At 68.0% G+C, this 24,496-nt stretch carries 17 protein-coding genes and 2 rRNA genes; 14 read left to right on the top strand and 5 right to left on the bottom strand.

Annotated features, from left to right (window positions below):
• Window positions 1–225 precede the first annotated feature (225 nt).
• Both ACTWNK_RS27630 and rrf read left to right on the top strand, forming a co-directional pair.
• Window positions 226–3,329 (top strand): 23S ribosomal RNA (locus tag ACTWNK_RS27630).
• Between the two features lie 144 nt (window positions 3,330–3,473).
• Window positions 3,474–3,590: ribosomal RNA gene (gene rrf / locus ACTWNK_RS27625) — 5S ribosomal RNA — on the top strand.
• Between the two features lie 175 nt (window positions 3,591–3,765).
• Here rrf and ACTWNK_RS27620 read toward each other — a convergent pair.
• On the bottom strand, window positions 3,766–4,518 hold the full coding sequence (locus ACTWNK_RS27620) for an SAM-dependent methyltransferase (RefSeq protein ID WP_474307460.1): 753 nt from the start codon (window positions 4,516–4,518) through the stop codon (window positions 3,766–3,768).
• Window positions 4,519–6,916: 2,398 nt separating this feature from the next.
• Between ACTWNK_RS27620 and ACTWNK_RS27615 the strand changes: the two genes are divergently transcribed.
• The gene (locus ACTWNK_RS27615) at window positions 6,917–7,792 is read left to right on the top strand and encodes a hypothetical protein (protein WP_474307459.1); all 876 of its coding nucleotides are present in this window, start codon (window positions 6,917–6,919) and stop codon (window positions 7,790–7,792) included.
• Window positions 7,793–7,846: 54 nt separating this feature from the next.
• Here the strand turns inward: ACTWNK_RS27615 and ACTWNK_RS27610 are convergent, their stop codons facing one another.
• On the bottom strand, window positions 7,847–8,773 hold the full coding sequence (locus ACTWNK_RS27610; RefSeq protein ID WP_474311001.1) for an MBL fold metallo-hydrolase: 927 nt from the start codon (window positions 8,771–8,773) through the stop codon (window positions 7,847–7,849).
• Window positions 8,774–8,884: 111 nt separating this feature from the next.
• Here ACTWNK_RS27610 and ACTWNK_RS27605 point away from each other — a divergent pair, with 111 nt between their 5' ends.
• Window positions 8,885–9,598 (top strand): single-stranded DNA-binding protein, encoded by a 714-nt coding sequence (locus tag ACTWNK_RS27605; RefSeq protein WP_474307458.1) that lies wholly within the window; start codon window positions 8,885–8,887, stop codon window positions 9,596–9,598.
• Between the two features lie 608 nt (window positions 9,599–10,206).
• Here the strand turns inward: ACTWNK_RS27605 and ACTWNK_RS27600 are convergent.
• Window positions 10,207–11,688: a DUF1015 family protein gene (locus tag ACTWNK_RS27600; protein WP_474307457.1), complete on the bottom strand. Its 1,482-nt coding sequence runs from the start codon at window positions 11,686–11,688 to the stop codon at window positions 10,207–10,209.
• 110 nt (window positions 11,689–11,798) lie between these two features.
• On the opposite strand from ACTWNK_RS27600, the gene ACTWNK_RS27595 reads away from it, so the two are divergent.
• The 3 genes from ACTWNK_RS27595 to ACTWNK_RS27585 all read left to right on the top strand — a co-directional run bounded on the left by ACTWNK_RS27595 (window position 11,799) and on the right by ACTWNK_RS27585 (window position 14,480).
• Window positions 11,799–12,233 (top strand): tetratricopeptide repeat protein, encoded by a 435-nt coding sequence (locus ACTWNK_RS27595; RefSeq protein ID WP_474307456.1) that lies wholly within the window; start codon window positions 11,799–11,801, stop codon window positions 12,231–12,233.
• A gap of 609 nt (window positions 12,234–12,842) precedes the next feature.
• Window positions 12,843–13,868 (top strand): HAD-IIA family hydrolase, encoded by a 1,026-nt coding sequence (locus tag ACTWNK_RS27590; protein WP_474307455.1) that lies wholly within the window; start codon window positions 12,843–12,845, stop codon window positions 13,866–13,868.
• A 90-nt stretch (window positions 13,869–13,958) separates the two neighbouring features.
• Window positions 13,959–14,480, top strand: a complete 522-nt coding sequence (locus tag ACTWNK_RS27585) for an LURP-one-related/scramblase family protein (RefSeq protein ID WP_474307454.1) — start codon at window positions 13,959–13,961, stop codon at window positions 14,478–14,480.
• Window positions 14,481–15,017: 537 nt separating this feature from the next.
• On the opposite strand, the gene ACTWNK_RS27580 is transcribed toward ACTWNK_RS27585, so the two are convergent.
• Window positions 15,018–15,365: an SCP2 sterol-binding domain-containing protein gene (locus tag ACTWNK_RS27580; RefSeq protein WP_474307453.1), complete on the bottom strand. Its 348-nt coding sequence runs from the start codon at window positions 15,363–15,365 to the stop codon at window positions 15,018–15,020.
• Between the two features lie 110 nt (window positions 15,366–15,475).
• The gene (locus ACTWNK_RS27575; protein WP_474307452.1) at window positions 15,476–15,709 is read right to left on the bottom strand and encodes a hypothetical protein; all 234 of its coding nucleotides are present in this window, start codon (window positions 15,707–15,709) and stop codon (window positions 15,476–15,478) included.
• Window positions 15,710–15,909: 200 nt separating this feature from the next.
• On the opposite strand from ACTWNK_RS27575, the gene ACTWNK_RS27570 reads away from it, so the two are divergent.
• The 7 genes from ACTWNK_RS27570 to murJ all read left to right on the top strand — a co-directional run bounded on the left by ACTWNK_RS27570 (window position 15,910) and on the right by murJ (window position 24,496).
• Window positions 15,910–16,728, top strand: a complete 819-nt coding sequence (locus tag ACTWNK_RS27570; protein ID WP_474307451.1) for a TlyA family RNA methyltransferase — start codon at window positions 15,910–15,912, stop codon at window positions 16,726–16,728.
• A 125-nt stretch (window positions 16,729–16,853) separates the two neighbouring features.
• Window positions 16,854–17,753, top strand: a complete 900-nt coding sequence (locus tag ACTWNK_RS27565; protein ID WP_474307450.1) for an NAD kinase — start codon at window positions 16,854–16,856, stop codon at window positions 17,751–17,753.
• 196 nt (window positions 17,754–17,949) lie between these two features.
• Window positions 17,950–19,659 (top strand): DNA repair protein RecN, encoded by a 1,710-nt coding sequence (gene recN / locus ACTWNK_RS27560; RefSeq protein ID WP_474307449.1) that lies wholly within the window; start codon window positions 17,950–17,952, stop codon window positions 19,657–19,659.
• A gap of 126 nt (window positions 19,660–19,785) precedes the next feature.
• The gene (gene steA, locus ACTWNK_RS27555; protein WP_474307448.1) at window positions 19,786–20,982 is read left to right on the top strand and encodes a putative cytokinetic ring protein SteA; all 1,197 of its coding nucleotides are present in this window, start codon (window positions 19,786–19,788) and stop codon (window positions 20,980–20,982) included.
• Window positions 20,979–21,959, top strand: a complete 981-nt coding sequence (locus ACTWNK_RS27550) for a copper transporter (protein WP_474307447.1) — start codon at window positions 20,979–20,981, stop codon at window positions 21,957–21,959. Before steA ends, ACTWNK_RS27550 begins: the two co-directional genes overlap by 4 nt.
• A 4-nt stretch (window positions 21,960–21,963) precedes the next feature.
• Window positions 21,964–22,842 carry a hypothetical protein gene (locus ACTWNK_RS27545; protein WP_474307446.1) on the top strand — a complete coding sequence of 293 codons (879 nt, stop codon included), beginning with the start codon at window positions 21,964–21,966 and terminating at the stop codon, window positions 22,840–22,842.
• Between the two features lie 10 nt (window positions 22,843–22,852).
• Window positions 22,853–24,496 (top strand): murein biosynthesis integral membrane protein MurJ, encoded by a 1,644-nt coding sequence (gene murJ, locus ACTWNK_RS27540; RefSeq protein ID WP_474307445.1) that lies wholly within the window; start codon window positions 22,853–22,855, stop codon window positions 24,494–24,496.

Genomic DNA, 24,496 nt, shown 5'->3' with positions numbered 1-24,496 from the left:
CGGGGTTTCCGGGGGTTCGGGCCAGGTCTGGAACACACTGTTGGGTCCTGAGGGAACGGACCGGTCGGGCCCGCTGAGGCGGGCTCGCTGTCTGTTGGAGCCTCATTCAGGGCCATCCTCCTGCCATACCAGCCGAGACGCGCATGTGTCTGGGTGTTGGTGGTGGGCCGGGTTTGGTTGCTGTTTGTTGTTTGAGATTTGCATAGTGGACGCGAGCATCTTTGTGGCCAAGTTTTTTAGGGCACACGGTGGATGCCTTGGCATCAGGAGCCGATGAAGGACGTGGAAGGCTGCGTTAAGCCTCGGGGAGTCGCCAATCAGACGTTGATCCGGGGATTTCCGAATGGGGAAACCTAGCACCAGTCATGTGGTGTTGCCTCCGCCTGAATGTATAGGGCGGTTGGTGGTAACGCGGGGAAGTGAAACATCTCAGTACCCGTAGGAAGAGAAAACAAGAGTGATTCCGTGAGTAGTGGTGAGCGAAAGCGGATGAGGCTAAACCGGGCATGTGTGATAGCCGGCAGGCGTTGCATGTCCGGGGTCGTGGGACCCTCTTGATCAGGCTGCCGCCTGGTCGGACAGTGATAAATCCTTTGGGTAGTCGAAGCCTCTGGGAAGGGGCGCCGTAGACCGTGAGAGCCGGGTAGGCGAAACCTTTTGGACTGTTTGAGGGGATCCCAAGTAGCACGGGGCCCGAGAAATCCTGTGTGAATCTGCCAGGACCACCTGGTAAGCCTAAATACTCCCTGATGACCGATAGTGAACAAGTACCGTGAGGGAAAGGTGAAAAGCGCCCCGGTGAGGGGTCGTGAAATAGTACCTGAAACCGTGTGCCTACAAGCCGTAGGAGCTTGCACCAGCTTGTCTGGTGTGTGATGTGACTGCGTGCCTTTTGAAGAATGAGCCTGCGAGTTATGGTGTGTGGCGAGGTTAACCCGTGTGGGGGAGCCGTAGCGAAAGCGAGTCTGAATAGGGCGTTTGAGTCGCATGCTGTAGACCCGAAGCGGAGTGATCTACGCATGGGCAGGTTGAAGCGAGGGTAAGACCTCGTGGAGGACCGAACCCACCAGGGTTGAAAACCTGGGGGATGACCTGTGTGTAGGGGTGAAAGGCCAATCAAACTCCGTGATAGCTGGTTCTCCCCGAAATGCATTTAGGTGCAGCGTCACGTGTTTCTTGCCGGAGGTAGAGCACTGGATGGCCGATGGGCCCGACAAGGTTACTGACGTCAGCCAAACTCCGAATGCCGGTAAGTGAGAGCGTGGCAGTGAGACTGCGGGGGATAAGCTCCGTAGTCGAGAGGGAAACAGCCCAGATCACCGACTAAGGCCCCTAAGCGTGTGCTAAGTGGGAAAGGATGTGGAGTCGCAGAGACAACCAGGAGGTTGGCTTAGAAGCAGCCACCCTTGAAAGAGTGCGTAATAGCTCACTGGTCAAGTGATTCCGCGCCGATAATGTAGCGGGGCTCAAGTACACCGCCGAAGTCGTGGCATTCACACTGCAAGGTGTGGATGGGTAGGGGAGCGTCGTGTGCTGCGGTGAAGCGGCAGAGTGATCTAGCCGTGGAGCGTACACGAGTGAGAATGCAGGCATGAGTAGCGAATCGAGGGTGAGAAACCCTCGCGCCGGATGACCAAGGGTTCCTGGGCCAGGCTAATCCGCCCAGGGTAAGTCGGGACCTAAGGCGAGGCCGACAGGCGTAGTCGATGGACAACGGGTTGATATTCCCGTACCCGCTTTAACGCGCCCATACTGAACCTCGTGATGCTAAGAGTCCTTAACCCCTCCTGTGACCTTCGGGTCTTGGTGGGGTGAACGCTCGGACCGATCGGGTAGTAGGTAAGCGATGGGGTGACGCAGGAAGGTAGTCCAGCCCAGGCGATGGTTGTTCCTGGGGTAAGCATGTAGGGCGAGACGTAGGCAAATCCGCGTCTTATTAAGCCTGAGGTGTGATGCCGAGCCGATTGTGGCGAAGTGGATGATCCTATGCTGCCGAGAAAAGCCTCTAGTGAGTGTTATGGCGGCCCGTACCCTAAACCGACTCAGGTGGTCAGGTAGAGAATACCAAGGCGATCGGGTGAACTGTGGTTAAGGAACTCGGCAAATTGCCCCCGTAACTTCGGGAGAAGGGGGACCTCTGCTGGTGATAGGCCTTGCGCCTGGAGCTGGTGGGGGTCGCAGTGGCCAGGGGGAAGCGACTGTTTACTAAAAACACAGGTCCGTGCTAAGTCGTAAGACGATGTATACGGACTGACGCCTGCCCGGTGCCGGAACGTTAAGGGGACCGGTTAGCGACGTAAGTCGCGAAGCTGAGAACTTAAGCGCCGGTAAACGGCGGTGGTAACTATAACCATCCTAAGGTAGCGAAATTCCTTGTCGGGTAAGTTCCGACCTGCACGAATGGCGTAACGACTTCCCCGCTGTCTCAACCGCAGACCCGGCGAAATTGCACTACGAGTAAAGATGCTCGTTACGCGCAGCAGGACGGAAAGACCCCGGGACCTTCACTACAGCTTGACATTGGCGTTTGGAACGTCTTGTGTAGGATAGGTGGGAGACTGTGAAGCTGTCACGCTAGTGGTGGTGGAGTCATTGGTGAAATACCACTCTGGTCGTTTTGAACGTCTAACCCTGGTCCGTGATCCGGATCGGGGACAGTGTCTGGTGGGTAGTTTAACTGGGGCGGTTGCCTCCTAAAGAGTAACGGAGGCGCCCAAAGGTTCCCTCAGCCTGGTTGGCAATCAGGTGTCGAGTGTAAGTGCACAAGGGAGCTTGACTGTGAGACTGACGGGTCGAGCAGGAGCGAAAGCTGGGACTAGTGATCCGGCGGTGGCATGTGGAAGCGCCGTCGCTCAACGGCTAAAAGGTACCCCGGGGATAACAGGCTGATCTTCCCCAAGAGTCCATATCGACGGGATGGTTTGGCACCTCGATGTCGGCTCGTCGCATCCTGGGGCTGGAGTAGGTCCCAAGGGTTGGGCTGTTCGCCCATTAAAGCGGTACGCGAGCTGGGTTTAGAACGTCGCGAGACAGTTCGGTCCCTATCCGCTGCGCGCGCAGGAGACTTGAAAGGAGCTGTCCCTAGTACGAGAGGACCGGGACGGACGAACCTCTGGTGTGCCAGTTGTTCCGCCAGGAGCACGGCTGGTTGGCTACGTTCGGAAGGGATAACCGCTGAAAGCATCTAAGCGGGAAGCTCGCCTTGAGATGAGGTCTCCCACCATGAGAGTGGGTAAGGCTCCCAGTAGACGACTGGGTTGATAGGCCGGAGGTGGAAGCACGGTAACGTGTGGAGCTGACCGGTACTAATAGGCCGAGGACTTGACCACAAAGCAAATGACTTTGGTTTCTGCAGCGCTCTGTTACTCTTCGCCGGGTCCGGAGCAGCGCGAAACCAAAGGTATTCTTGCCCGCGTCCACTATGCAATTCTGAAACCGCAAACAGCTTTGCCTGTTTGACAGTTTCATAGAGTTACGGCGGTTATAGCGTGGAGGAAACACCCGGTTACATTCCGAACCCGGAAGTTAAGCTCTACTGCGCCGATGGTACTGCACTCGGGAGGGTGTGGGAGAGTAGGTCGCCGCCGGACAATCTTTCGAAAAGGGCCACCCCGCCTGTGCGGGGTGGCCCTTTTTGCGTTGTGGCCTGCTTCCGGGGCGATGTAACGGCGGGTGGCGGAGTCGGCTGGAGGAGCGTGATGGAGGGGCGGGTGTGGTGACTGCGGTGGGCTCTGGTTGGCGGAGCCGTATGGGGAGGGTGTGTTTCTAGGTGTTGGGTGGGGTTGGGCGGGCTATGAAGGTGGCCCATTGGAGTCGGCCGCGGATGTGTTCGAGGTGGGCGCGGCGGGTGGTGGTGAGGAAAGCACGCAGGGCGGGGGCTTCGGGGGAGGTGGGGTTGGCGTGGAGCCAGGTGGTGATGTTCCACCATTGGTGTGCCACGTAGCGGTCCCAGTCGTGCAGGTCGGCGGCCACGAATTCGACGACTTCGAAGCCGGCCTCGGTGAAACGTTCGGCGGTTTCCCAGAGGGTGGTGAAAGTGCCTGGGGCGATTTGCGTGGCGGTCAGGAGGTCGGGGGTTGGTGGGGTATCCCAGAAGCACTCGCCGACCAGGATGACGCCGGTGGGCTTGAGGGCGGCACGCATGAGGTCGAGGGTTCCGGCGAGGCTGTTGCCTATCCAGGTGGCGCCTATGCAGGACACGTAGTCGAAGGTGGCCGGTTCCGGCTCGTATGCGGCGGCGTCGCCTTGGACGAAGGTGAGGCTGGAGCTGACGTCCAGTTCGGCGGCTCGGGCGTGAGCTGCGGCGAGAAAGACGTCGCTCAGATCGACGCCGACGCCACGCGTGCCGTACTGGGCCGCCCATCGAGCCAGGAGCTCGCCTTTCCCGCAGGCCAGGTCGAGGTGGCGGGAGCCAGCCGGCGGGCGGCAGATCTGGCCGAGAAGGTCGAACTTGGCTTCGCTGAACGGGTTGAGTACGCGGTGATCGGACTCGGCTATTTCATGGAAGCGGAGAGACATGGGGGCATGGTCGTTGATGGGAGGTAAGCGGGGCGACTGATTTATTGGGTCAGACCTTCGCCTTCGCCTTCGCCTTGCTTTCGCTTTCGCTTTCGCTTTCGCTTTCGCTTTCGCTTTCGCTTTCGCTTTCGCTTTCGCTTTCGCCTTCGCCTTCGCCTTGCTTTCCGTCGGTGGGGTGGGGGGTGTTGGCTGGGGGCGGCTCGTTTCTGGGGTTCCTGAAGGTGTGCTGGAGGTTAGTGGGGGTGGTGGGGCTGGGGTTGGGTTTCTGGTTTTGGTGGTGTGGGTGTGTGGTTCTTTGGGGTTTGTCTTGGCGAGTGGATGTGGGGCGGTGGTGTTGTGGTGGGCTTCTGAGCAGGTGTGGCTTGGTGGGGTGGGGTGGCATTTGGTGCTGTTCGGTTTGGGGGGTGGTGGATGGGCCTGGGGCTTGGGGCGCGTGGCACTGCGGCGGCTTGCTAGGCTGGAGGGGCCGGGCCACCCCCTCCGCGGGTGGCCTTCGTCGCGTAGAGCCAAGCCGGGCGATCCATGTGATCCTGGCCTTACGGACTGCGACGCCAAGGCGGCGATCAGCCACGGTGGACCGTAGCGTTGGAGCACGGGTCCGCTGAGTGAGCCAACGAATGGACCAGAAGTGAACAGAGACAACGGACGGGACGGCGAAGGCCGCCGCGAAGAGCGCGGTCAGCGCGAAGGGGGCAGCCAGCGCGACGGCGGCCAGCGCGAGGGAGGCCAGGGGAGCCGCGAGGGCGGCCAGGGAGGCGGTCCGAGGCGCACCTACGGGTCGCGCGACGACCGGCCGTCCGGAGGCGAGCGCTCCTCGGGCGGGTACCGCGGCGGCGACCGGGGTGGAGATCGCGGTGGGTACCGTGGCGGCTCCGGCGGGGGGGACTCGCGGGAGCGTGGCGGTCGTCCGTTCCAGGATCGTGACTCTCGGGGCTATGCCAGCCGGGATGACCGGGGGGCTTCTGGCGGGTACCGGGATCGGCCGTCCTCTGGTGGGGGCGGGTATCGGGGGCGGGATGACCGGCCTTCCGGTGGCGGTGGCTTCCGCGGGCGTGACGATCGGCCGTCCTCTGGTGGCGGTGGGTTCCAGCGTCGTGATGATCGGCCCTCGGGTGGGTTCCGTGGGCGTGACGATCGGCCTTCCGGGGGGTATCAGGGGCGGGATGACCGGCCTTCCGGCGGCGGCGGGTTCCGTGGGCGTGATGATCGGCCGTCCTCTGGTGGCGGTGGGTTCCAGCGTCGTGACGATCGGCCGTCTGGTGGTTACCAGGGGCGCGATGATCGTGGGAATCGCGGGCGTGACGATCGGCCGTCCGGCGGGTTCAGGGATCGGCCCTCTGGTGGGGGCTTCCGTGACCGTGACGATCGGTCGTCCGGTGGCGGATATCGGGATCGGCCGTCCTCTGGTGGGGGCGGGTTCCAGCGTCGTGATGATCGGCCCTCGGGTGGGTTCCGTGGACGTGACGATCGGCCTTCCGGGGGGTATCAGGGGCGGGATGACCGGCCTTCCGGCGGCGGCGGGTTCCGTGGACGGGATGATCGGCCCTCCGGTGGTTACCAGGGGCGCGATGATCGTGGATTCCGCGGGCGTGACGATCGGCCGTCCGGTGGTGGGTTCCAGCGTCGTGACGATCGGCCTTCCGGTGGCGGCGGGTTCCGTGGGCGGGACGACCGGCCTTCCGGTGGCGGTGGGTATCAGCGTCGCGATGATCGGCCCTCTGGTGGCGGCGGGTACCGCGATCGTCCTTCTGGCGGTGGCGGGTTCCGGGATCGGGATGATCGTGGGCCGCGCCGTGAGGGCGGGTACGAGCGTCGGGACGACCGTGGGGGCCAGGAGCGCGGCGACCGCAGGCCGTTCCAGAACCGCGACGAGCGGGGATACGCCAGTCGCGACGATCAGCCGTCCAGCGGGTACCAGCGTCGTGACGACCGGCCCTCCGGCGGGGGCGGGTATCGCGATCGGCCTTCCGGCGGCGGCGGTGGCTTCCGTGATCGGCCGTCCTCTGGTGGAGGCGGGTTCCGTGATCGGCCTTCCGGTGGTGGCGGGTTCCGGGATCGGGATGACCGTGGGCCGCGTCGTGAGGGCGGGTACCAGGGGAGCGGGCCTCGTGAGGAGCGGCCGTTCAGCTCGTCGCGGGCGAGGTATGGCAGGCCGGAGCAGGAGCACCAAGAGGCCGAGGCGCCTCAGCGGGAGCGCCTGCCCGAGCTCGCGCCCGACATCACGACGGACGAACTGGAGAAGGAGGTACGCGACGAGCTGCGTTCCCTCCCCGGCGACCTGTCGGACCTGGTCGGCAAGCACCTCGTCGCCGCCGAGCGCGCACTGGGCGAGGACGACCCGGATCGGGCTTATGAGCACACGAAGGTCGCCCGGCGTTTCGCGGCGCGTATCGGCGTGGTGCGGGAGGCTTCGGGCATCGTCGCCTACCGGGCCGGGCACTTCTCGGAGGCGCTGAGCGACCTTCGGGCGGCGCGGCGCCTGACGGGTTCCGACGCGTACTTGCCGATCATGGCGGACTGCGAGCGCGGCATGGGGCGCCCCGAGCGGGCGCTCGACCTGGTACGTTCGCCCGAGGCCGAGCGCCTGGACCGGGCCGGACGTATTGAGCTGGCGATCGTCGAGTCCGGCGCGCGTCGCGACCTTGAGCAGAACGACGCCGCCGTCGTCACCCTCCAGCGCCTGCCCGAGCTGCGCGACCCGCAGCCCAAGCCGTGGTCGGCTCGCCTGGCCTTCGCCTACGCCGATGCTCTGGCCGCGGCCGGGCACGAGGAGGCGGCGACGGACTGGTTCGGGCGCGCGATGGCGTTCGACGAGGACGGCGAGACGGAGGCGGCCGAGCGCTATGCGGAGCTGACCGGCGCCGTCATCGAGGACCTGGAGGAGGACGAGGACGACTCCGAGTTCGACGACTCCGAAGAGGACGAGGTGGACGACGATCTGGCTCCCGAGCTGATCGCCCCCGACTCCGAGCCTTCGGATTCCTCGGATTCCTCGGAGGAAGAGGCGTCGGAGCCGGAGAGCGCTGCGCCGGTCGACCAGGGCGACATCCTGGGCGAGTCGGTGGCGAACACTCCCACGACCGACACCTCCCTCGACCTGGACGACGAGGACGAGCACCCCGAACCCCTCGACACCGACGGTGACGAGGCCGCGATCGAGGAGGCGCCGAAGGTCGGTGTCGGCCCGGCCTTCATCGAGCCCAACTTCGGCGACGTCCTCGACGAGGACGAGTCGGACGCCGAGCCCGCCCAGAAGCCCAAGAAGGACGCCTAACCGCTGTCATGCCCTGCCGTACTCCTTTTGAGGGGTACGGCAGGGCATGGTGCGTTATGGGGATACGCGGTCTAGCCAGTGGAGGATGCCCGCGACGTTCGAAGGGGCGCCGCTGAGCAGTTCGAACTGTTCGGCGGTTTCGTCGCCCTCCTTGAGTGCGGCGTAGCGTTCCTTGGTACGGTCGCGGACCATGGCCACCGCGTGGTCGAGGTCGAGGCCCTCGGCGCGGGCCTGTTTGGTGAGGTCGACCCATACTTTGAGTTCTTCGGCGGATCGGTCGAGGGTCTGTTCGACGTCGCCTACCGGGCCGTAGTGGCTGAACAGCAGGCGTTGTGGTCCCAACGCCTGGAACAGGGCGATCGAGTCGAGTGCCGTCTGCAGGTCGAAGTCCGGCGGCGGGGTCGCGGGACGCAGATCACCGGTTTCCGGCATGTATACGCCTGCGGCGTCCCCGACGTAGAGGTCGCCGGTGTGGGAGTCGATGAGGCCTACGTGGTGTTTGGCGTGGCCCGGGGAGTAGTGGCTGCTCAGCGTGCGGCCGTTGCCCAGGTCCACGGCTCCGGTGTCGCCCAGTGCGCGGATTCTGGCCACGTCGGTCGGGGTCAGCTCGCCGAACAGGGTGTCGAGGCGGTCTCCCCAGACCATACGGGCGCTTTTCATCAGGCGTGAGGGGTCTGCGAGGTGCCTTGCCCCCTTTTCGTGGACCACGATTTCGGCTTGGGGGAAGAAACCGGCGATGTCGCCCACTCCGCCCGCGTGGTCGAGGTGGATGTGGGTCACCACGACGGTCGCGAGGTCGTCCGGTCCGACGCCGAGCGAGGCCAGGGCGTCGCGTACTACGGGGGCTGATGTTGATGTGCCCGTTTCGACCAGGCAGGGGCGATCCCCCAAGATCAAATATCCGGCCGTGATCCCGGCGAATCCGGCCATCCGCGTGTCGATTTCGTAGACGTCGCCGCCGAGCGCGGTGATGTTGTCCACAGTCACCTCAGTACCGTCCTCACGCCTCCACAGAACGGCATTCGAGCCGTTCCGGCCTTGCTCCATCGTAAAGAGTGGTCTCCCGTTCACCACGAACGACAGGAGGGTCACATGGATCGCAACGAGATCGTGCTGGTCGGCCGCCTTTCCGACATCCCTGAACAACGCCCGATGCCCAGCGGCGACACCCTCACACTGTGGCGTGTCATCGTTCGCCGCAAGCCAGGTCGCCGCGGGTCGCCGGTCGACACCATCTGGTGTTCCACCTTCGATCCGGAGGTGGCCGCAGTTCTCGAACGGCTGGCGCCTCGAGAGCCGGTGGAGGTGCTGGGGGCGTTGCGCAGCCGGATCTCGGGGCCGGCCGGGGCCAAGCGGTGGCGCTTCGAGGTGGAGGCGCGGGCTGTGCGGCTGGTGGAGGCCTCGGAGGAGGCCGATGTCGATGACGATGTCGATGTCGTGGTGCCGTTGCCTCGGGTGGCTGGGGATCTGGCGGGTGGTGGCGCTGGGGCTGGGGAGCCCCTGGCTGTGGGGGAGGGGCTGCGGGTGGTGGGGGCTCGGCGAGGTGGTGAAGGAGCCGGCGCGGTCGTCGGTGGGGTGGCGGGTGACGGGAGGGAGGTGGCGCAGGCTGTCGTCGGGGCGGTTCAGGCCATGGAGGTGTTGGGGGGAGGCGGGCAGGCCGTGGGGGGTGATGCTGTGGAGGGGGTGGCGGGCGTTCGAGGGGATGAAGGGGAGTCGCCGCCTAAGGCCTCCGGCCGTCCGTTGGGGCGTGCGCTCGACCTCCTGGCGTCCGCTTTCGCTCAGCGTTCGGGAGGGCTTCGTATGTAGGGGCCGGCTTTGGGTGTGCGTTGGTGTGTGGCCCGCGTGAGGTTGGAACTTGCGTGGCTCGCGTGTGTTGGGGAGTTGTCGTGGGCTGGTGGGGGCGATGCCCTTGGCTGGGTGTCGCCTTCTCCCCTTCCAGGTCAGATGCTTCGCGCATCCGGTGTGCGCTTGACGCATTCTCTGGGAGGCGGCAGGGCCTGTGGTGGGGGAGGCTGGTCGTATGTCGTGATGGCGGCTTGGGCCTGGCGATGAGGTTCGGGACGAGGTGGACATGCCGCTGGGCTGAGCGAAGGGTGTGCGACCTCCGAGACACGCCGTGTGACTTCCTAGGTGCGGTGTGTGGCTGCGTCACGGACGCCGATGTGGCCATGCTCGTGGCATGTTTGGCTCTTTCTGGCCGCGTAGTCCGGTTCTTGCCGCGTAGCTCGGGCGGGCTTCCAACTGCTGTGTTGTACAGCCTCGTGTGGCGTTTGTCTGGTGGCGCTTGGCTGCACAGCAGGCGCTCCGCGCGGTTGTCGCAACCCAGGTCGTCTCGGATGTCGTCGAGTGCGGTGGTGGCGGTCGAGACGTCGTCGGGTCTTGCGGTCAGCCGGGCGGAGAGGCCGAACGTGCTGCTAGCTGATGGCGAATGTGCGTAGGACGAGGCCTGTTCGGGGCTTGGGGCCGAAGGATGTGGATTTGCGTGGTACTCGTTCGCCTAGGGCGGCCACGGCCAGGACGTCGTCGACCTTCAGCGGGCTGAGGATGACGGCCGTGCCGCCGCTTTCCTTGGCCATGGTCGTTGCCGCCTGGGCGTCGTGATGGACGATGCGTACCGTTTCTTCGTTGTCGTGCATGCCCCAGACCTTTGGCATGACGAACTCGGTGAGGATGGAGGTGTTGAGCGAGTTCCAGCGTTCGGAGTGTGCTGGGGGCATGGCGTGGGCGAGTTGCATGGGGTCGGGGTCCACCATCAGGTGCACGCCGTTCTGGCCGGTCAGCAGGAACGCCGGGCCGCTCGCGGATGCCAGTGCTGCCAGTCCTGCCTCGAGGTCGTCGAAGTCGTGCACCTGCCATGAGCCCTTGGCGCGTGCCACGGCTTCTTCCAGGGGAAGCGTCGGCAGTACACGGTGAATGGCCTTGAGGTCCGGCGGGTAGGCGGCTGAGTCGACCAGCAGTGCCAGTCCGAAATCCCATGGCGCTCGGGCGACCGGCGTGTGACCCGACGCTGCCCGATCCGAGGTGTCGGGATTCGACGGTCCGGAGTTGGAGGTCGGGAGGGCGTGCTGGCGGGCCTGGAGGGCGCGGTAGGTGGCGTACCTGTGGTGGCCGTCGGCGATCAAGGCTTGGCGGTTGTGCAGGTCGGCGTTGACCAGGTCGATCTCGGCCGGGGCGGTGACGGCCCACAGGCGGTGGTGCAGGCCGTCTTCCGTGTGCAGGTCCAGGAGGGGGGTACGCGTGGTGGCGACCTCGTCGACGAGGTGGGTGGCGGGGCCGCCGCCGCCGTAGAGGAGGAAGATCGGCTCCAGGTTCGCCTGGGTGGTGCTCATCAGGGCCAGACGGTCGGCCACGGGGCCGGGCATGACGTCTTCGTGGGGGAGGACGATGCCTTGTTCGGGAGCGGCCAGGCAGACGTCGCCTATGAGGCCGCGCTGGAACACGCCGGGTCCCGACTGCTCGTACACGTACAGGGCCGCCTCGGCGTCCGCTGCCAGGACGCCGGAGGCCAGCCAGGCGCGCAACGTGTCGCGGGCTTCGCCGTACTTTGCGTCGGGCGCGGTGGTCGGGGTGGACGCGGGGTCAGTGCTGGTGGCGGGTGTGTCGCCGGAGGTGGGGGCGGTGTCGGTGGGGTGGGAAGGAGGGGGTGTCGGCGGGCCGGGCGTCGGTGTGGGGTGGGGCGGCTGGGTGGGGCGTTGGTGGAGGTGGCCCGGAAGGATCAAGCGGACGACGTTGTTGGGGTGGGAGTCCAGCAAATGTTGGATGTCGCGGTCGGAGATCAGGTCGTAGGGGGGCGAGGTCACCTGGGCCGGGTCGGGAACGGCGAAACGTACGCCACGGAACGGGCGCAGCATCAGCCCATCGGGTATCGGCAGTTCAGGAGTCGCCATACCGGGCATGCTCCCATAAAGGTCTGAAACTTCCAGGGACTGCCCCAACGGTGCAGCGGTGCCCGGTTCGTCAGGGAATCGAGCGGAACTGTCGTCGGTCGATGAAGGAGGCCTCACACATGATCCAAGGAGCTGGCGGACCTGGCGATTCCCCCGGTGCTGAATCCGGGGCTCCTGTTGGGGATGTCTATGACTGGTACCAACGCGGAGTCAAGCTGCTCAAGGAGGGAAGCCCCGCCGCCGCGGCGGCACTGCTGGAGCGGGCGGCCGAGGCCGAGCCCGACTCGCGCAGCATCCGGGAGGCGCTGGCACGCGCCCAGTTCAACTCCAGGCGCTACGAGGAGGCCGTGCACAGTTTTCGGCTGATCGTCAGCGCGAACCCGTCGGAGGACTACGCCTACTTCGGCCTCGGCATGGCCCTGTGGCGTACGGGCGACATGGAGGGCGCACAGGAGCCGCTCGCCATCGCCGTCGCCATGCGGCCCGATGCCCGGCATTACGTCACGGCGCTGAAGAGTGTACGAGCGACTTTGCGTGCACGCCGGGCTATGTGAGAGGCGCTTTGTGGAGTCGGGTGGGGAGGGGCTTAAGGTCTCGCCGCTGGGTGTTGTGCGCGGAGTGTGAGATGGGATGTGAGATGGGTGATGGCGAGGCGCTCACGCGTGAAATCGGGGCGGACTGACGTCGCGTACGGGTGAGTGCGCGGGCGTGTGTGGGGCGCGCGTCCATGCATGGCCTGGTTGGCGGGGTTTTGACGGGTCCTGCGTCGCTTATGCAGGGTTTGCAAGGGTGTGTGGAATTGGCGGCGTGCGCTGCTTGTCTGCTGCTCGTTGTTTGGCGCTGGGGCGCGTGGGCGGGCATTGCGCGTACTGGGGTCGCTCTAGCGTGTGGCGAATTCGAGTGGGGTTGTGCCGGGCTTCCGGGGGCGTGGTGAGCTCCCGTTGCGTGGGGCAGGTTGAGCTGGTGTGGCGCGCAGAGGCGTTGTGTGGGGTTTGTCGCCTCGGGGGGCGTGGAGGTGGAGCTGTTTGCGCGAGCGTTGCTCACACGAGGGCGGGGCGGGTCGGGTGGTGCGTTGCGCTTTAGTGGGGAGCGGTGTGGTTGGGGAAGGGAGGGGCTGGGATGCTCGTGGTGGTTGGGGTGAAGGTGAGAGATGGGGGTTTGTGATGGGAGTGGATGGCGTGGTGTTGGTTGAGGGGTATGACACCTTGTTGCTGGACTTGGATGGGGTGGTCTATCTCGGGCCTCGGGCTGTGGTGGGGGTGCCTGCGGCGTTGGCTGAGGCTGGGAGGCGGGGGGTGCGGTTGGCGTATGTGACGAACAATGCGTCTCGTACGCCGGGGGCCATTGCTGAGCACTTGACGGCTTTGGGGGTTCCGGCGGCGGCTGAGGATGTGGTGACCAGTGCTCAGGCGGCGGCCAGGGTTGTGGCTGAGCGCGTGGAGCCGGGGGCGGCCGTGCTGGTCGTTGGGGGGATGGGTTTGCGGCAGGCGCTCAGGGCGCGGGGGCTCAGGCCGGTGAGTACGGCTTTGGAGGCGCCGGTCGCGGTCGTGCAGGGGATTGCGCCTGACTTGTCCTATGGGTTGTTGAGCGAGGGGACGCTGGCCGTTCGGCGGGGTGCGCTGTATGTGGCGGCCAATGCCGATACGACCATGCCTACGGGGAGAGGCGAGTTGCCGGGCAATGGGGCCATGGTCCGGGTGATCGCGACTGCGACGGGGGTGGAGCCGATCGTGGCGGGGAAGCCTGAGACGCCGTTGCATCGGGAGTCGATGGTGCGTACGGGGGCGAGTAGGCCGTTGGTGGTGGGGGATCGGCTGGATACCGATGTTGAGGGGGCGTTCAATGCGGGGGTGGACTCGCTGCTGGTGCTGACCGGTGTCGCCACCGTGTCGGATGTGTTGCGGGCCAGGCCTGAGCATCGGCCCACGTATGTGGCCAACGGCCTGGCTGCCCTGCATGTGCCGTACCCGGAGGTGCGTCGGGAGGGTGGGGGCTGGGTGTGTGGTGGGTGGCGGGCGTGGTGGGAGTACGGGCGGGTGTTGGTCGAACAGGTGGACGGAGGCGGCGAGCCGATCGACGGGGTGCGTGCGGCCTGTGCTGCCGTGTGGGAGGCGGTGGGGGAGGGGCAGGCCAGTGAGGAGGCGGTGAAGGAGGCCGTGGGGCTCTTGGGCGAGGCGGACAGCCGGTAGCTGGGGCGGGCCGGAGGGGAGGGGGCGTAGGTGGGAGAGGTTTGGGGTGATGGGGAGGGTTGGGGGCGGGAGGTGGGGAATACGGGGCACATGGTGTTCGGGAAGAAGCATGATGAGTCGGTTGCGACGACGCAGTACCAGATGCGGGAGAAGCTGGTCTCGTTCGGCGATGACTTCTGGATCGAGAACGGGCTCGGGCAGAAGGTGTACAAGGTCGATGGGAAGGCGTTGCGGCTGCGGGAGACGCTGGTCGTCGAGGATGTCGACGGTGGTGAGTTGTTGCGGGTACAGGGCAAGATGTTCTCGCTGCGGGATGCCATGAGGATCGAGCGCGGCGATCGGACTGTGGCGACTTTGCGGAAGGCGCTGATCGGGTTCAGGGATCGCTTCACGGTTGAGTTGGAGGCGGGCGGTGAACTGCATGCCAAGGGGGACTTCGTCGATCATGAGTACGAGATCACGCGGGATGGTGATGTCGTCGCCACGGTGTCCAAGCGCTGGCTGAGGGTGCGGGACACCTATGGGGTGTCGATCGCGGCAGGCCAGGACGATCTGCTCATCCTGGCGATCGCGGTCTGCATCGACGCCATCAGCCACGACGACGACCGCTGAGGCCAGCGCATTTCGGTAGCCCGGTAGCTTCTGAAGCCCGAATGCCTGAAGTCTGCGCGGGCACTTGCCTGCGGAGCCGCAGGACGCCCATGGAGCCCGGCGCCCTCGAAGTCTGGGACTGCGAAGCTCATCCGGGCATCTGCTTCTCAAAGCACCCAGCAAAACGCGGAAGGCGTCAGCCGGGAGGCCACGTTTGTCTAGGCCGCACGACGCGTTGCTGGAGTGGCGGCTCACTTGTTGGGAGCTCCAGGACAAGGCCGCGCACGGCGGCCATTCGCCCCAGCGTGCCCGAGAAGCCGAGAACCGTGCCCGAGAAGCCGAGAACGCTGAAGCCCACCCCGACGCCTGCTCCTGAAGCCCCACACATGACGACCGCTGAGCTGAGCGCCTCCGACAGCCCCGCATGTCGCCGTTGAGATGCGTTGTCCGAGCCGGTCGAAAGAAAGAGCCCGCCCAGGATGATCATCCCGGAAGCCCTTCATGACGCCCGTTGAAGTCCACCCTCCGGACACCCGTGAACCCTGGAAGCCCCGCTCCCTACAGCAGTCGCCGTAGCCGCAGCAGGTCCCCGAAGCTGGCGTCTACCTTGACGCGGCCGCTGAGGAGGGCTCGGGCCATGTCGAGTTCTCCGTCCACCAGTGCGATCAGGTCGTCGCTGGCCATGGTGAGCTTGACGTCGGCGGGGCGGCCGTCGGTGGGCGGGGTGTCGTGGAACGGGTCGAGGCCGCCTTGGTGCAGCCTGCCGTAGAACATCAGGTCGAGGTCGGAGATGCGGGCGCTGAGCGTGCGTTCGACGACGTGCTTGGCCCTGCTCTCCTCGTCGATCTCGTCGAACTGGGCCACCAGCTTGTCCAGCGCGGCCCGGCACTCCTCGACGGTCGCCATAGATGATGATCCTTTCGGGTGTGGTGCGCCTGTGTCCACGGAACGTCCGCTGTCTACGGAAGGTAGCGTTCCACATGAGGACCATGGGAAATCCGGCGCGCTCCAGAAGGTCAACGTATGGCGAGGCCGCCAAGGTGCCTGGAGAGCGCGGGTCCGCTACCGTCGAGGCGATGGACGTGGCACGCGATGGGGGACGCATGGCTGAGCAGACCGGCGACGAGCGGGTCGACGCGGTGGTGCGGGGGCTCGGCGCGCTGGCGGAGCTGCCGGTGTACGGGCATGTCGAGGTCTTCGAGGCGGCCTTCGCCGGCCTGGAGTCTGCGCTCGGCTCGATAGAGGATCACGGGCAGCCTCCAGCGCCTGGGCCGGGACCGCAGCCGTTGATGGGTCACGCCCAGCCTCCGGTGCCGAGACCTGGACCACATCCGAACGCGTCGCCACGCCCTCTGAACGATCACAGCCAGCCTCCACCGCCCCACCCCACCGCCCCACCTCGCCCACTGGACGACCACGACCAGCGCGCAGCAGCAGGGGACACGCGACCGTGAGCCGGCGGGTCAGGCTGGACAGTGAGCTTGTGCGTAGAGGGCTGGCCAGGTCGAGGGAGCAGGCGGGCAGGCTCATCGACGAGGGGCGTGTGGCCGTGGCTGGGCAGGTGGCCAAGAAGGCGGCGTCGCAGGTCGACACGGCGGTCGCCATCGTGGTGAGCGAGGCCGCCGAAGGCCCGGACTACGTCTCGCGCGGTGCGCACAAGCTGCTGGGGGCGTTGGCCGCCTTCGAGAGTCTGGACGTACGGGGACGGCGTTGCCTGGACGCGGGCGCCTCGACGGGTGGGTTCACCGATGTGCTGTTGCGGGGCGGTGCGGCGCATGTGCTGGCGGTCGACGTGGGGTACGGGCAGCTGGCCTGGTCGTTGCGGACCGACGAGCGGGTGACGGTGATGGAGCGTGTGAACGTTCGCGACCTCACCCCGGAGCTGGTCGGGGAGCCGCCGACGCTGGTGGTGGGCGATCTGTCGTTCATCGCGCTGCGGCTGGTCCTTCCGGCGCTGGCGGCCTGCGCCGCGGCGGAAGCCGACTTCGTGATGCTGGTCAAGCCGCAGTTCGAGGTGGGCAAGGACCGGGTGGGAGCGGGTGGCGTCGTTCGCGATCCGGAGCTGCGGGCGCAGTCCGTCCGTGACGTGGCGGCCTCGGCCAAGGAGCTGGGCCTGGCCGTACGCGGGGTGACCGCCAGTCCGCTGCCGGGCCCTTCGGGCAATGTGGAGTACCTCATCTGGCTGGGCAAGGGCGAGGGCGCACCGGCGCTTGACGACGACGAGACCGAGGCGGCGATCGTCCGAGCCGTCGCCGAAGGCCCGCAGTGACCCCCGCAACCCGCCACCACTTCGCGAACGAAGGCAGCCCGTGAACAGACTCCTCGCGAACGAAGCCCACCAGTGAGCCCGGTGATGAGCCCAGTGAACAGACCCCTCGCGAAGGAAGGACACCAGTGAACAGAACCGTCCTGGTCACCGTGCACACCGGACGCGGGGCGGCGGTCGACAGTGCGCGGCGGGTGATCCACCGCCTGCTGGAGGCCGGGATCAGGGTACGGGTGCTGGAGGAGGAGGCCGAGGCCGTCGGCTGTCCGGGTGTCGAGGTGGTGTGCTGCGAGCCGGACGCGACGAAGGACGCCGAGTTGATCATTGTGCTCGGCGGCGACGGCTCGCTGCTGCGTTCGGCCGAGATCGCCAGACCGGCGGGCACGCCGCTGCTCGGGGTGAACCTCGGGCATGTCGGCTTCCTGGCCGAGGCCGAGGTGGACGACCTGGACGAGGCGGTCGACTGTGTGGTCGAAGGCCGCTACGACGTCGAGGAGCGCATGACGCTGGAGATCACCGCCAGGACCAACGGCAGGCTGGTCGCCGACACCTGGGCGCTGAACGAGGCCACGGTGGAGAAGCGCGATCGCATGCTGGAGGTCGTCGCCGAGGTCGACGGGCGGCCGTTGTCACGCTGGGGCTGCGACGGGGTGATCTGCGCGACGCCTACCGGGTCGACCGCGTATGCGTTCTCGGCGGGCGGGCCGGTCGTGTGGCCGGAGGTGGAGGCGCTGCTCATGGTGCCGATCAGCGCGCACGCCCTGTTCGCCAAGCCGCTGGTGGTCTCGCCGCGCTCCACGCTCGCGGTCGAGATCCTGCCCGACACGCCCGGCGGCGTCCTGTGGTGCGACGGCCGCCGCCGTTTCGACCTGCCGTCCGGCACGCGGATCGAGGTACGCAGGTCGGAGCTCGCTGTACGGCTGGCCCGGCTGCAGCGGGTCGAGCCGTCGGGCGCGCCGTTCACCGACAGGCTGGTCGCCAAGTTCGAGCTACCCGTGCAAGGCTGGCGCGGTCGCGTACGTCCGTGAACCACGCCGCGAGTGGTCACGTGCGCTCGTGAACTGCGTCGGGGGCAGGAGGCACGCCCGTGAACCACATCGCGAGCGGGCGCGCACGCCCCTGAACCACGCCGCAGGAGGGTGCGTCCTTGGGCCAACGGACGCGGATGCGCGTAGGATCTGATGCGCACAGGTGTTCGGAGTCGTTGAAGGACGGGAGAGGCCAGTGCGACCCAGGGTCGAGGAGGTGCGCATCCAGGGGCTCGGCGTCATCGACGAGGCCGTCCTGGAGCTGTCGCCCGGGTTCAACGTGGTCACGGGCGAGACCGGAGCGGGCAAGACGATGGTCGTGACCGGCCTCGGCCTGCTGTTCGGCGGTCGCGCCGACCCCAACCGGGTGCGTCCGGGAGCCGACAAGGCCACCGTCGAGGGCACGCTGGTCATCCAGGCGGGCGGCCGGGTGGCCCAGCAGGTCGAGGACGTCGGCGGTGAGATCGAGGAGGGCGAGCTGATCATCTCGCGCACGGTCTCGGCCGAGGGGCGTTCCCGGGCCTGGCTCGGCGGGCGCACGGTGCCGGTCGGCACGCTGACGTACCTCGCCGACGATCTGGTGGCCGTGCACGGGCAGATGGATCAGCAGCGCCTGCTGCAGCCCGCGCGCCAGCGTGCCTCGCTCGACCGTTACGCGGGCGAAGACCTCGTCAAGCCGCTGCGCGCCTACGAGCAGGCCTACAAACGCCACAAGCAGGTCGCCGCGTTGCTGGAGGAGCTGACCACCAAGGCCAGGGAGCGGGCACAGGAGGCCGACATGCTCCGCTTCGGCCTCGAGGAGATCGAGAAGGCGGACCCCAAGGCGGGCGAGGACGCCGACCTGCGCGAGGAGGAGGAGCGCCTGTCGCATGCCGACGCCCTGCGCGGCGCCGCCACCACCGCGCACACCGCGCTGCTCGGCGACCCGATGAGCGGCCCGGAGGCGCTGCAGGACGCCGTGTCCCTGCTGGGCATGGCGCGCAGTGCGATCGAGGCCGTGCGCGACTACGACCCGCAGCTCGCCTCGGTGGCCGACCGGCTGGCCGAGGCCGGATACCTGGTCGCCGACGTGGCCACCGACCTGGCCGCCTACGCCGAGTCGGTCGAGGCCGACCCGGCCAGGCTGGCCGTCGCCCAGGAGCGGCGCGCGCTGCTGGCCGGCCTCAGCAGGAAGTACGGCCTGGACACCACCGCCGTGCTGGCCTGGGCCCGGCAGGCCGCCGAGCGGCTGGGCGAGCTGGAGGGCGACGACGACACGATCGGCGAGCTGGAGCGCGAGCGCGAGGAGCTCGCCGTACGGCTGGGCGAGCTGGCGGCCGAGCTCACCCGCATCCGCACCGGCGCCGCCGACAGGTTCGGGCAGGCGGTCACCGACGAGCTGACCGCCCTGGCGATGCCGCATGCCAGGGTCGTGGTGCAGCTGGCGCTGGCGGCAGAGTTCGGGCCTGAGGGGCTGGACGAGGTGGAGCTGCGCATGGCGGCGCATCCGGCGGCGCCGCCGCTGCCGCTGGGCAAGGGCGCCTCCGGCGGTGAGCTCAGCCGCGTGATGCTGGCCATCGAGGTGGTGTTCGCGGGCGCCGACCCGGTGCCGACGTTCGTGTTCGACGAGGTCGACGCCGGGGTGGGTGGTAAGGCGGCGGTCGAGATCGGCAGGCGGCTGGCCAGGCTGGCGCGCACCGCGCAGGTGATCGTCGTGACCCATCTGCCGCAGGTGGCGGCCTTCGCCGACCAGCATCTGGTGGTGGAGAAGGCCCAGGACGGCAGTGTGGTGCGCAGCGGCGTCGTCACGCTGGATCACGGCGGCCGGGTCCGCGAGCTGAGCCGGATGCTGGCCGGTTTGGAGGATTCCGAGCTGGGCAGGGCGCACGCCGAGGAGCTCTTGGAGATCGCCTCAGCCGAAAGGTGAGGCCGGGCGGGAGGGCGCCCCGGCCTGCCGAGGGGGGCGGGAGCCATAAGTGATCTTGCGTGACATATCTGACACGCCGCGCAGTGCGCGACCTGCCGGGTCTCCCACTCTGGCAGGATGGTCTTGATGAAGGTTCCGGGGAGAGGGATACCGGGCCTCCGCGGCAGGAAGGTCAACGACCTTCCCGGTGTCACGGCAGTGGCAAGAGTCGATCGCAGGACGAAGAGGCTGACCAAGCGCCTCAAGTCTGGTGAAATCGCGATTATCGACCATGTCGACGTGGACCGGGTCAGCGCGGAGGCGCTCGTGGCGTGCGGCGCCGCGGCCGTGGTCAATGTGGCCGCGGGCATCAGCGGCCGCTACCCCAACATGGGCCCCCAGATCCTGATCGACGCGGGCGTGCCGTTCGTCGACAACGCGACGGGCGAGCTGTTCGAGCGGGTCAAGGACGGCGACACGATCCGCCTGCACGAAGGCGTCGTCTACCTCGACGACGAGGTCGCGGGCAAGGGCGAGGAGCAGAGCGCCGAGTCCGTCGAGGCCGCCATGGCCGAGGCGAGGGCCGGGCTCTCGGTGCAGATCGAGGCTTTCGCCGTCAACACCATGGAGTACGTCCGCCGCGAGCGCGAGCTGCTCATCGACGGCGTCGGCGTGCCGCAGATCCGCACCCAGATGGAGGGCAGGCACGTCCTCATCGTGGTGCGCGGCTACCACTACAAGGAAGACATCGCCACCCTGCGCCCCTACATCAGGGAGTTCAGGCCGGTCCTGATCGGCGTCGACGGCGGCGCCGACGCGCTGCTGGAGGCCGGTTATCTGCCCGACCTGATCGTCGGCGACTTCGACTCGGTCTCCGCCAAGGCCCTGACCTGCGGCGCCGAGCTGGTCGTGCACGCCTACCGCGACGGCAACGCGCCGGGCCTGGAGCGCGTGCACAAGCTCGGCCGCGAGGCCGTGATCTTCCCGGCCACAGGCACCAGCGAGGACATCGCGATGCTGCTCGCCGACGACCTCGGCGCCGAGCTGATCGTCGCGGTCGGCACGCACGGCACGCTGGAGGAGTTCCTCGACAAGGGGCGCTCCGGCATGGCCAGCAGCTTCCTGACCCGTCTGCGCGTCGGCAGCAAGCTCGTCGACGCCAAGGGCGTCAGCAGGCTCTACCGCAGCCGCATCTCCACCTCGGCGCTGCTGCTGCTCGTGGTCACCGCCCTGATCACCATGGGTGTGGCCCTGTTCGCCTCCCCGATCGGCCAGACCTGGCTGAACGGGCTGCAGGATCTCTGGAACGCCTTCATCTTCTGGTTGGTCGGACTCTTCTCGTGATCGATTTTCGCTATCACCTCGTCTCCATCGTCGCGATCTTCCTCGCGCTCGCCGTCGGCATCGTCATGGGCACGACGCTGCTGTCCAACCCAGCGGTCGAGGCGGCGCTCAAGACGAGCGACCAGCTGGCCAAGGCCAACAACGAGCTGCGCACCGAGCTCGACGTCGTACGCGGGCGGCAGGCGGCCAACGACGCCTTCATCACCGCGACGACGCCACAGCTCGTGGGCGGCCTGCTCGGCGGCGACCGCGTCCTGATCGTGGAGGCGCCCGGCGCCAACAACGCCCAGCGCGAGGCCCAGCAGCAGGCGCTGACCGCGGCGGGCGCCGAGATCAGCGGGCGCATCACGCTCACCGACAAGTACATCGACCCCGACCAGTCCCGCCTGGTCGACGAGCTCGTCACCCAGCTCAAGCCCGCCGACCTGACCTTCTCGGCGTCGGCCACCGCCTACGACCGGGCCGCCGCGCTGCTGGCCGCAGCCGTCGTCACCCCCGACCGGTCGCTGGCGGGCACCGAGAACTCCGCGACGCCCGCCGTGCTCGACGGCTTCCAGCGGGCCGGGCTGATCTCGGTCGAGGGCAAGCCCGCCGAACGCGCGACGACCGCCGTGGTGTTCGCGCCCGCCGAGCCCTACGAAGGGGAGAACGCCGAGGCGCAGGCCGGGGCGATCGTCTCGCTCGCCGGAGGCCTGGACGCCGGCGACCAGGGCACGGTGATCGCGGGGCCGCCGAGCTCGGCGCTGCCGGGTGGCGTCATCGCGATGTTGCGCGACACCGGTGACGTGGCCGCGCGGGTGTCGTCGGGCGACGCCCTCGATATGCCTGCGGGCCGCGTGGTCATCGTCTACGCTCTGCGGGAGCAGATGGGCGGCAAGACCGGACATTACGGTCTCGGCGCCGGGGCTTCGAGCTTCCAGCCGGTCACCCTCCCCGCGCCTTCGCCCTCCCCCTCCACGTCGGCTTCCGGAGGCTAACGCCATGGCCCGCTCCCTCCTTCTCGCCCTGGCGGGCGCCGCGCTCGGCGCGGTCGCGGCCAAGGCCGCCTACGCGGCGCTGCACAGGCCCGCGCCCGTCCTCGCGCCCGACGCCAAGGACGAGGGGGACCTCTCGCGCTGGAGCCGGACCAACCACAGGGGCGAGCCGGTCACCCTGCTCGAAGGCCCAGCCTTCGTGATCGGCGCGAGCGCCGCCGCCGCGCTGACACCGGGGCTGCCGGTCAAGGCCAGGCTCGCCGCCCTGCTGGCGGGCGCGGGCAGCGGAGCGCTCGGCGCCTACGACGACCTGTACGGCGCGACCGCGTCCAAGGGCTTCAAGGGTCATCTGACCGCCCTGGCCAAGGGCGAGGTGACCAGCGGCTCGGTGAAGATCCTCGGCATCGGCGCACTCGGCCTCGCCGCTGCCGCGCTGGTCTCGCGCGGCCCGGTCGACACCGTGATCAACGGAGCCCTGATCGCCGCGAGCGCGAACCTCGCCAACCTCTTCGACCTGCGCCCCGGACGTGCGATCAAGGTCGGGCTGCTGACCGGCACGCCGCTGCTGGCCGCCTCGGTGCTCGCCGGCGACCCGGCCGCCGCCGCGCTGAGCGCCGTGCCGCTGGGCGCGGCGCTGGCGTTGCTGCCCGAGGACCTGGCCGAGCGTGCGATGCTCGGCGACGCCGGCGCCAACGCGATGGGCGCGCTGATCGGCCTGGCCGCCGCCGTCCGGCTCGGCAGGCCCGCGAGGCTCGTCCTGCTCGGCAAGGTCGTGGCGCTGACCGCGGCCTCCGAGAAGATCAGCTTCACCAAGGTCATCGCGGCGAACCCGGTGCTCGACCGCCTCGACATGCTCGGCCGCCGTCCCGTCGCGAACCCCTCCTGAACCCCGTGGCATGGTGAGGCTGCTGGGGCGTGGCGTCGCGGGCGCGGCGCTCGTCATCGCGGTCGTCACGGCCGTGGCCCGGGTGGTCGGCTTCGGCCGCTACCTCGTCCAGTCGGAGGCGCTCGGCAACGCCTGCCTCAACACCGCCTACAGCACGGCCAACTACGTACCCAACATCGTCTTCGAGTTGGTCGCGGGCGGCGCGCTCGCCGGGATGGTGGTCCCGGTGCTGGCCGGGCCCGCCGCCGACCCCGCGCGCCGGGCCGAGGTCGGGCGCATCGCCTCGGCCCTGCTCACCTGGGTCCTGCTGGCGCTGATCCCGCTCACCGCCCTGATCGCGGTGTTCGCCGAACCGATCGTCGTCCTGCTCACCGGCCCCGAGGTCCGAGGCTGTGAGATCGGCGAGGTCGTGGCCGTCGCCTCCGACATGCTGGTGGTCTTCGCTCCCCGCATGCTGTTCTTCGGCATCGCCGTCGTCCTGTACGGCGTGCTGCAGGCGCATCGGCGTTTCCTCGGGCCCGCGCTGGCGCCGCTGGTGTCCAGCCTGCTGATCGTCGGGTCCTATCTGGCCTTCATCCCGGTCTCCGACGGCGCACAGGGGGATCTGAAGGCGCTCACCACGGCGGGCGAGCTGACGCTGTCGCTCGGCGCGACGATCGCCGCCGCCGCGATGGTCGTCACGGTGGCCGGGCCGGTGGCCAGGCTGAGGCTGCGCTGGCGGCCCCGGCTGTCCTTCCCGCCCGGTGTCGGGGCCGAGGCGCGCAGGCTCGGCGTGGCCGGGCTCGCCGTGCTCGTCGCCCAGCAGGTCACGCTCGTGGTGGCGATCAGGCTGGCCAACGGGGTGGGCGGGCAGGGGCTGGTCGCGGTCTACAACTACTCGTGGGCGCTGCTGCAACTGCCGTACGCGGTGCTGGCCGTACCCATTGCGACCAGTGCGTTTCCCGTGCTGGCGACCAGGGCGGCCGAAGGGGACCGTGCGGGGTTCGCGGCGCTGAGCGCGTCGGCGAGCAGGGCGGTGGTGTTGCTGTCCGGGCTGGCGGCGGGGGTGATGGCGGCGGTCGCGGTGCCGACGGCCAGGGTGTTCCTGCTCGGCACGGTGGGCGGGCAGCCGCCCGCGATGGCGGTGGCGGTGGCGCTGTTCGCACCGGGGTTGATCGGGTACGCGGTGCTGTTCCATCTCGGGCGCGTGCTCTACGCCTCCGGGCACGGCCGGGCGGCGGCCACGGCGACGGTGACCGGCTGGGTGGTCACGCTGGTGGCCCAGCCGGTGTTCGCCCTGCTCGCGCCCGAACCGCGCTGGGTGGTCGGGGCGCTGGCCCTGGGCAGCACGGTGGGCATGTCGGTGGGCGGTGTGCTCATCGGCGTCGCGGTGGTGCGGGCGCACGGGCGTCAGGCGCTGAGCGGGATCGGCCGTGCGTTGCTCGCGGCAGTGCTCGGGGGCGTCGCGGGATTCGGGGCCGGGCTGCTGGTCGTGCTGCCGCTGGCCGACGTCTCGCGCTGGGCCGGTGTGCCGGTCGCGATGGCGGCGGCCGTGCTCGCCGCCCTGGCCTTCGCCGCAGTCGCCTTCCTGGTGGACCGCGACGACGCCAGGGCCGTGCTCGGCAGGTTCAGGCGCTCGAAGGCAGGGGCGCGCACATCGGACGAGGGGCGATGA

This window comes from Nonomuraea sp. IBHARD001 (genome assembly GCF_056106265.1).
The sequence above is the reverse complement of the archived record's forward strand: the minus strand, read 5'-3'. Positions and strand labels throughout refer to the sequence as shown.

Coding starts and splice junctions, on each gene's coding strand:
- ACTWNK_RS27620 (WP_474307460.1), bottom strand. CDS start 4,518: ATGTCTCTCCGCTTCCATGAAATAGCCGAGTCCGATCACCGCGTACTC.
- ACTWNK_RS27605 (WP_474307458.1), top strand. CDS start 8,885: ATGGATCGCAACGAGATCGTGCTGGTCGGCCGCCTTTCCGACATCCCT.
- ACTWNK_RS27600 (WP_474307457.1), bottom strand. CDS start 11,688: ATGCCCGGTATGGCGACTCCTGAACTGCCGATACCCGATGGGCTGATG.
- ACTWNK_RS27595 (WP_474307456.1), top strand. CDS start 11,799: ATGATCCAAGGAGCTGGCGGACCTGGCGATTCCCCCGGTGCTGAATCC.
- ACTWNK_RS27590 (WP_474307455.1), top strand. CDS start 12,843: ATGGGAGTGGATGGCGTGGTGTTGGTTGAGGGGTATGACACCTTGTTG.
- ACTWNK_RS27585 (WP_474307454.1), top strand. CDS start 13,959: ATGGTGTTCGGGAAGAAGCATGATGAGTCGGTTGCGACGACGCAGTAC.
- ACTWNK_RS27580 (WP_474307453.1), bottom strand. CDS start 15,365: ATGGCGACCGTCGAGGAGTGCCGGGCCGCGCTGGACAAGCTGGTGGCC.
- steA (WP_474307448.1), top strand. CDS start 19,786: ATGAAGGTTCCGGGGAGAGGGATACCGGGCCTCCGCGGCAGGAAGGTC.
- ACTWNK_RS27545 (WP_474307446.1), top strand. CDS start 21,964: ATGGCCCGCTCCCTCCTTCTCGCCCTGGCGGGCGCCGCGCTCGGCGCG.
- murJ (WP_474307445.1), top strand. CDS start 22,853: ATGGTGAGGCTGCTGGGGCGTGGCGTCGCGGGCGCGGCGCTCGTCATC.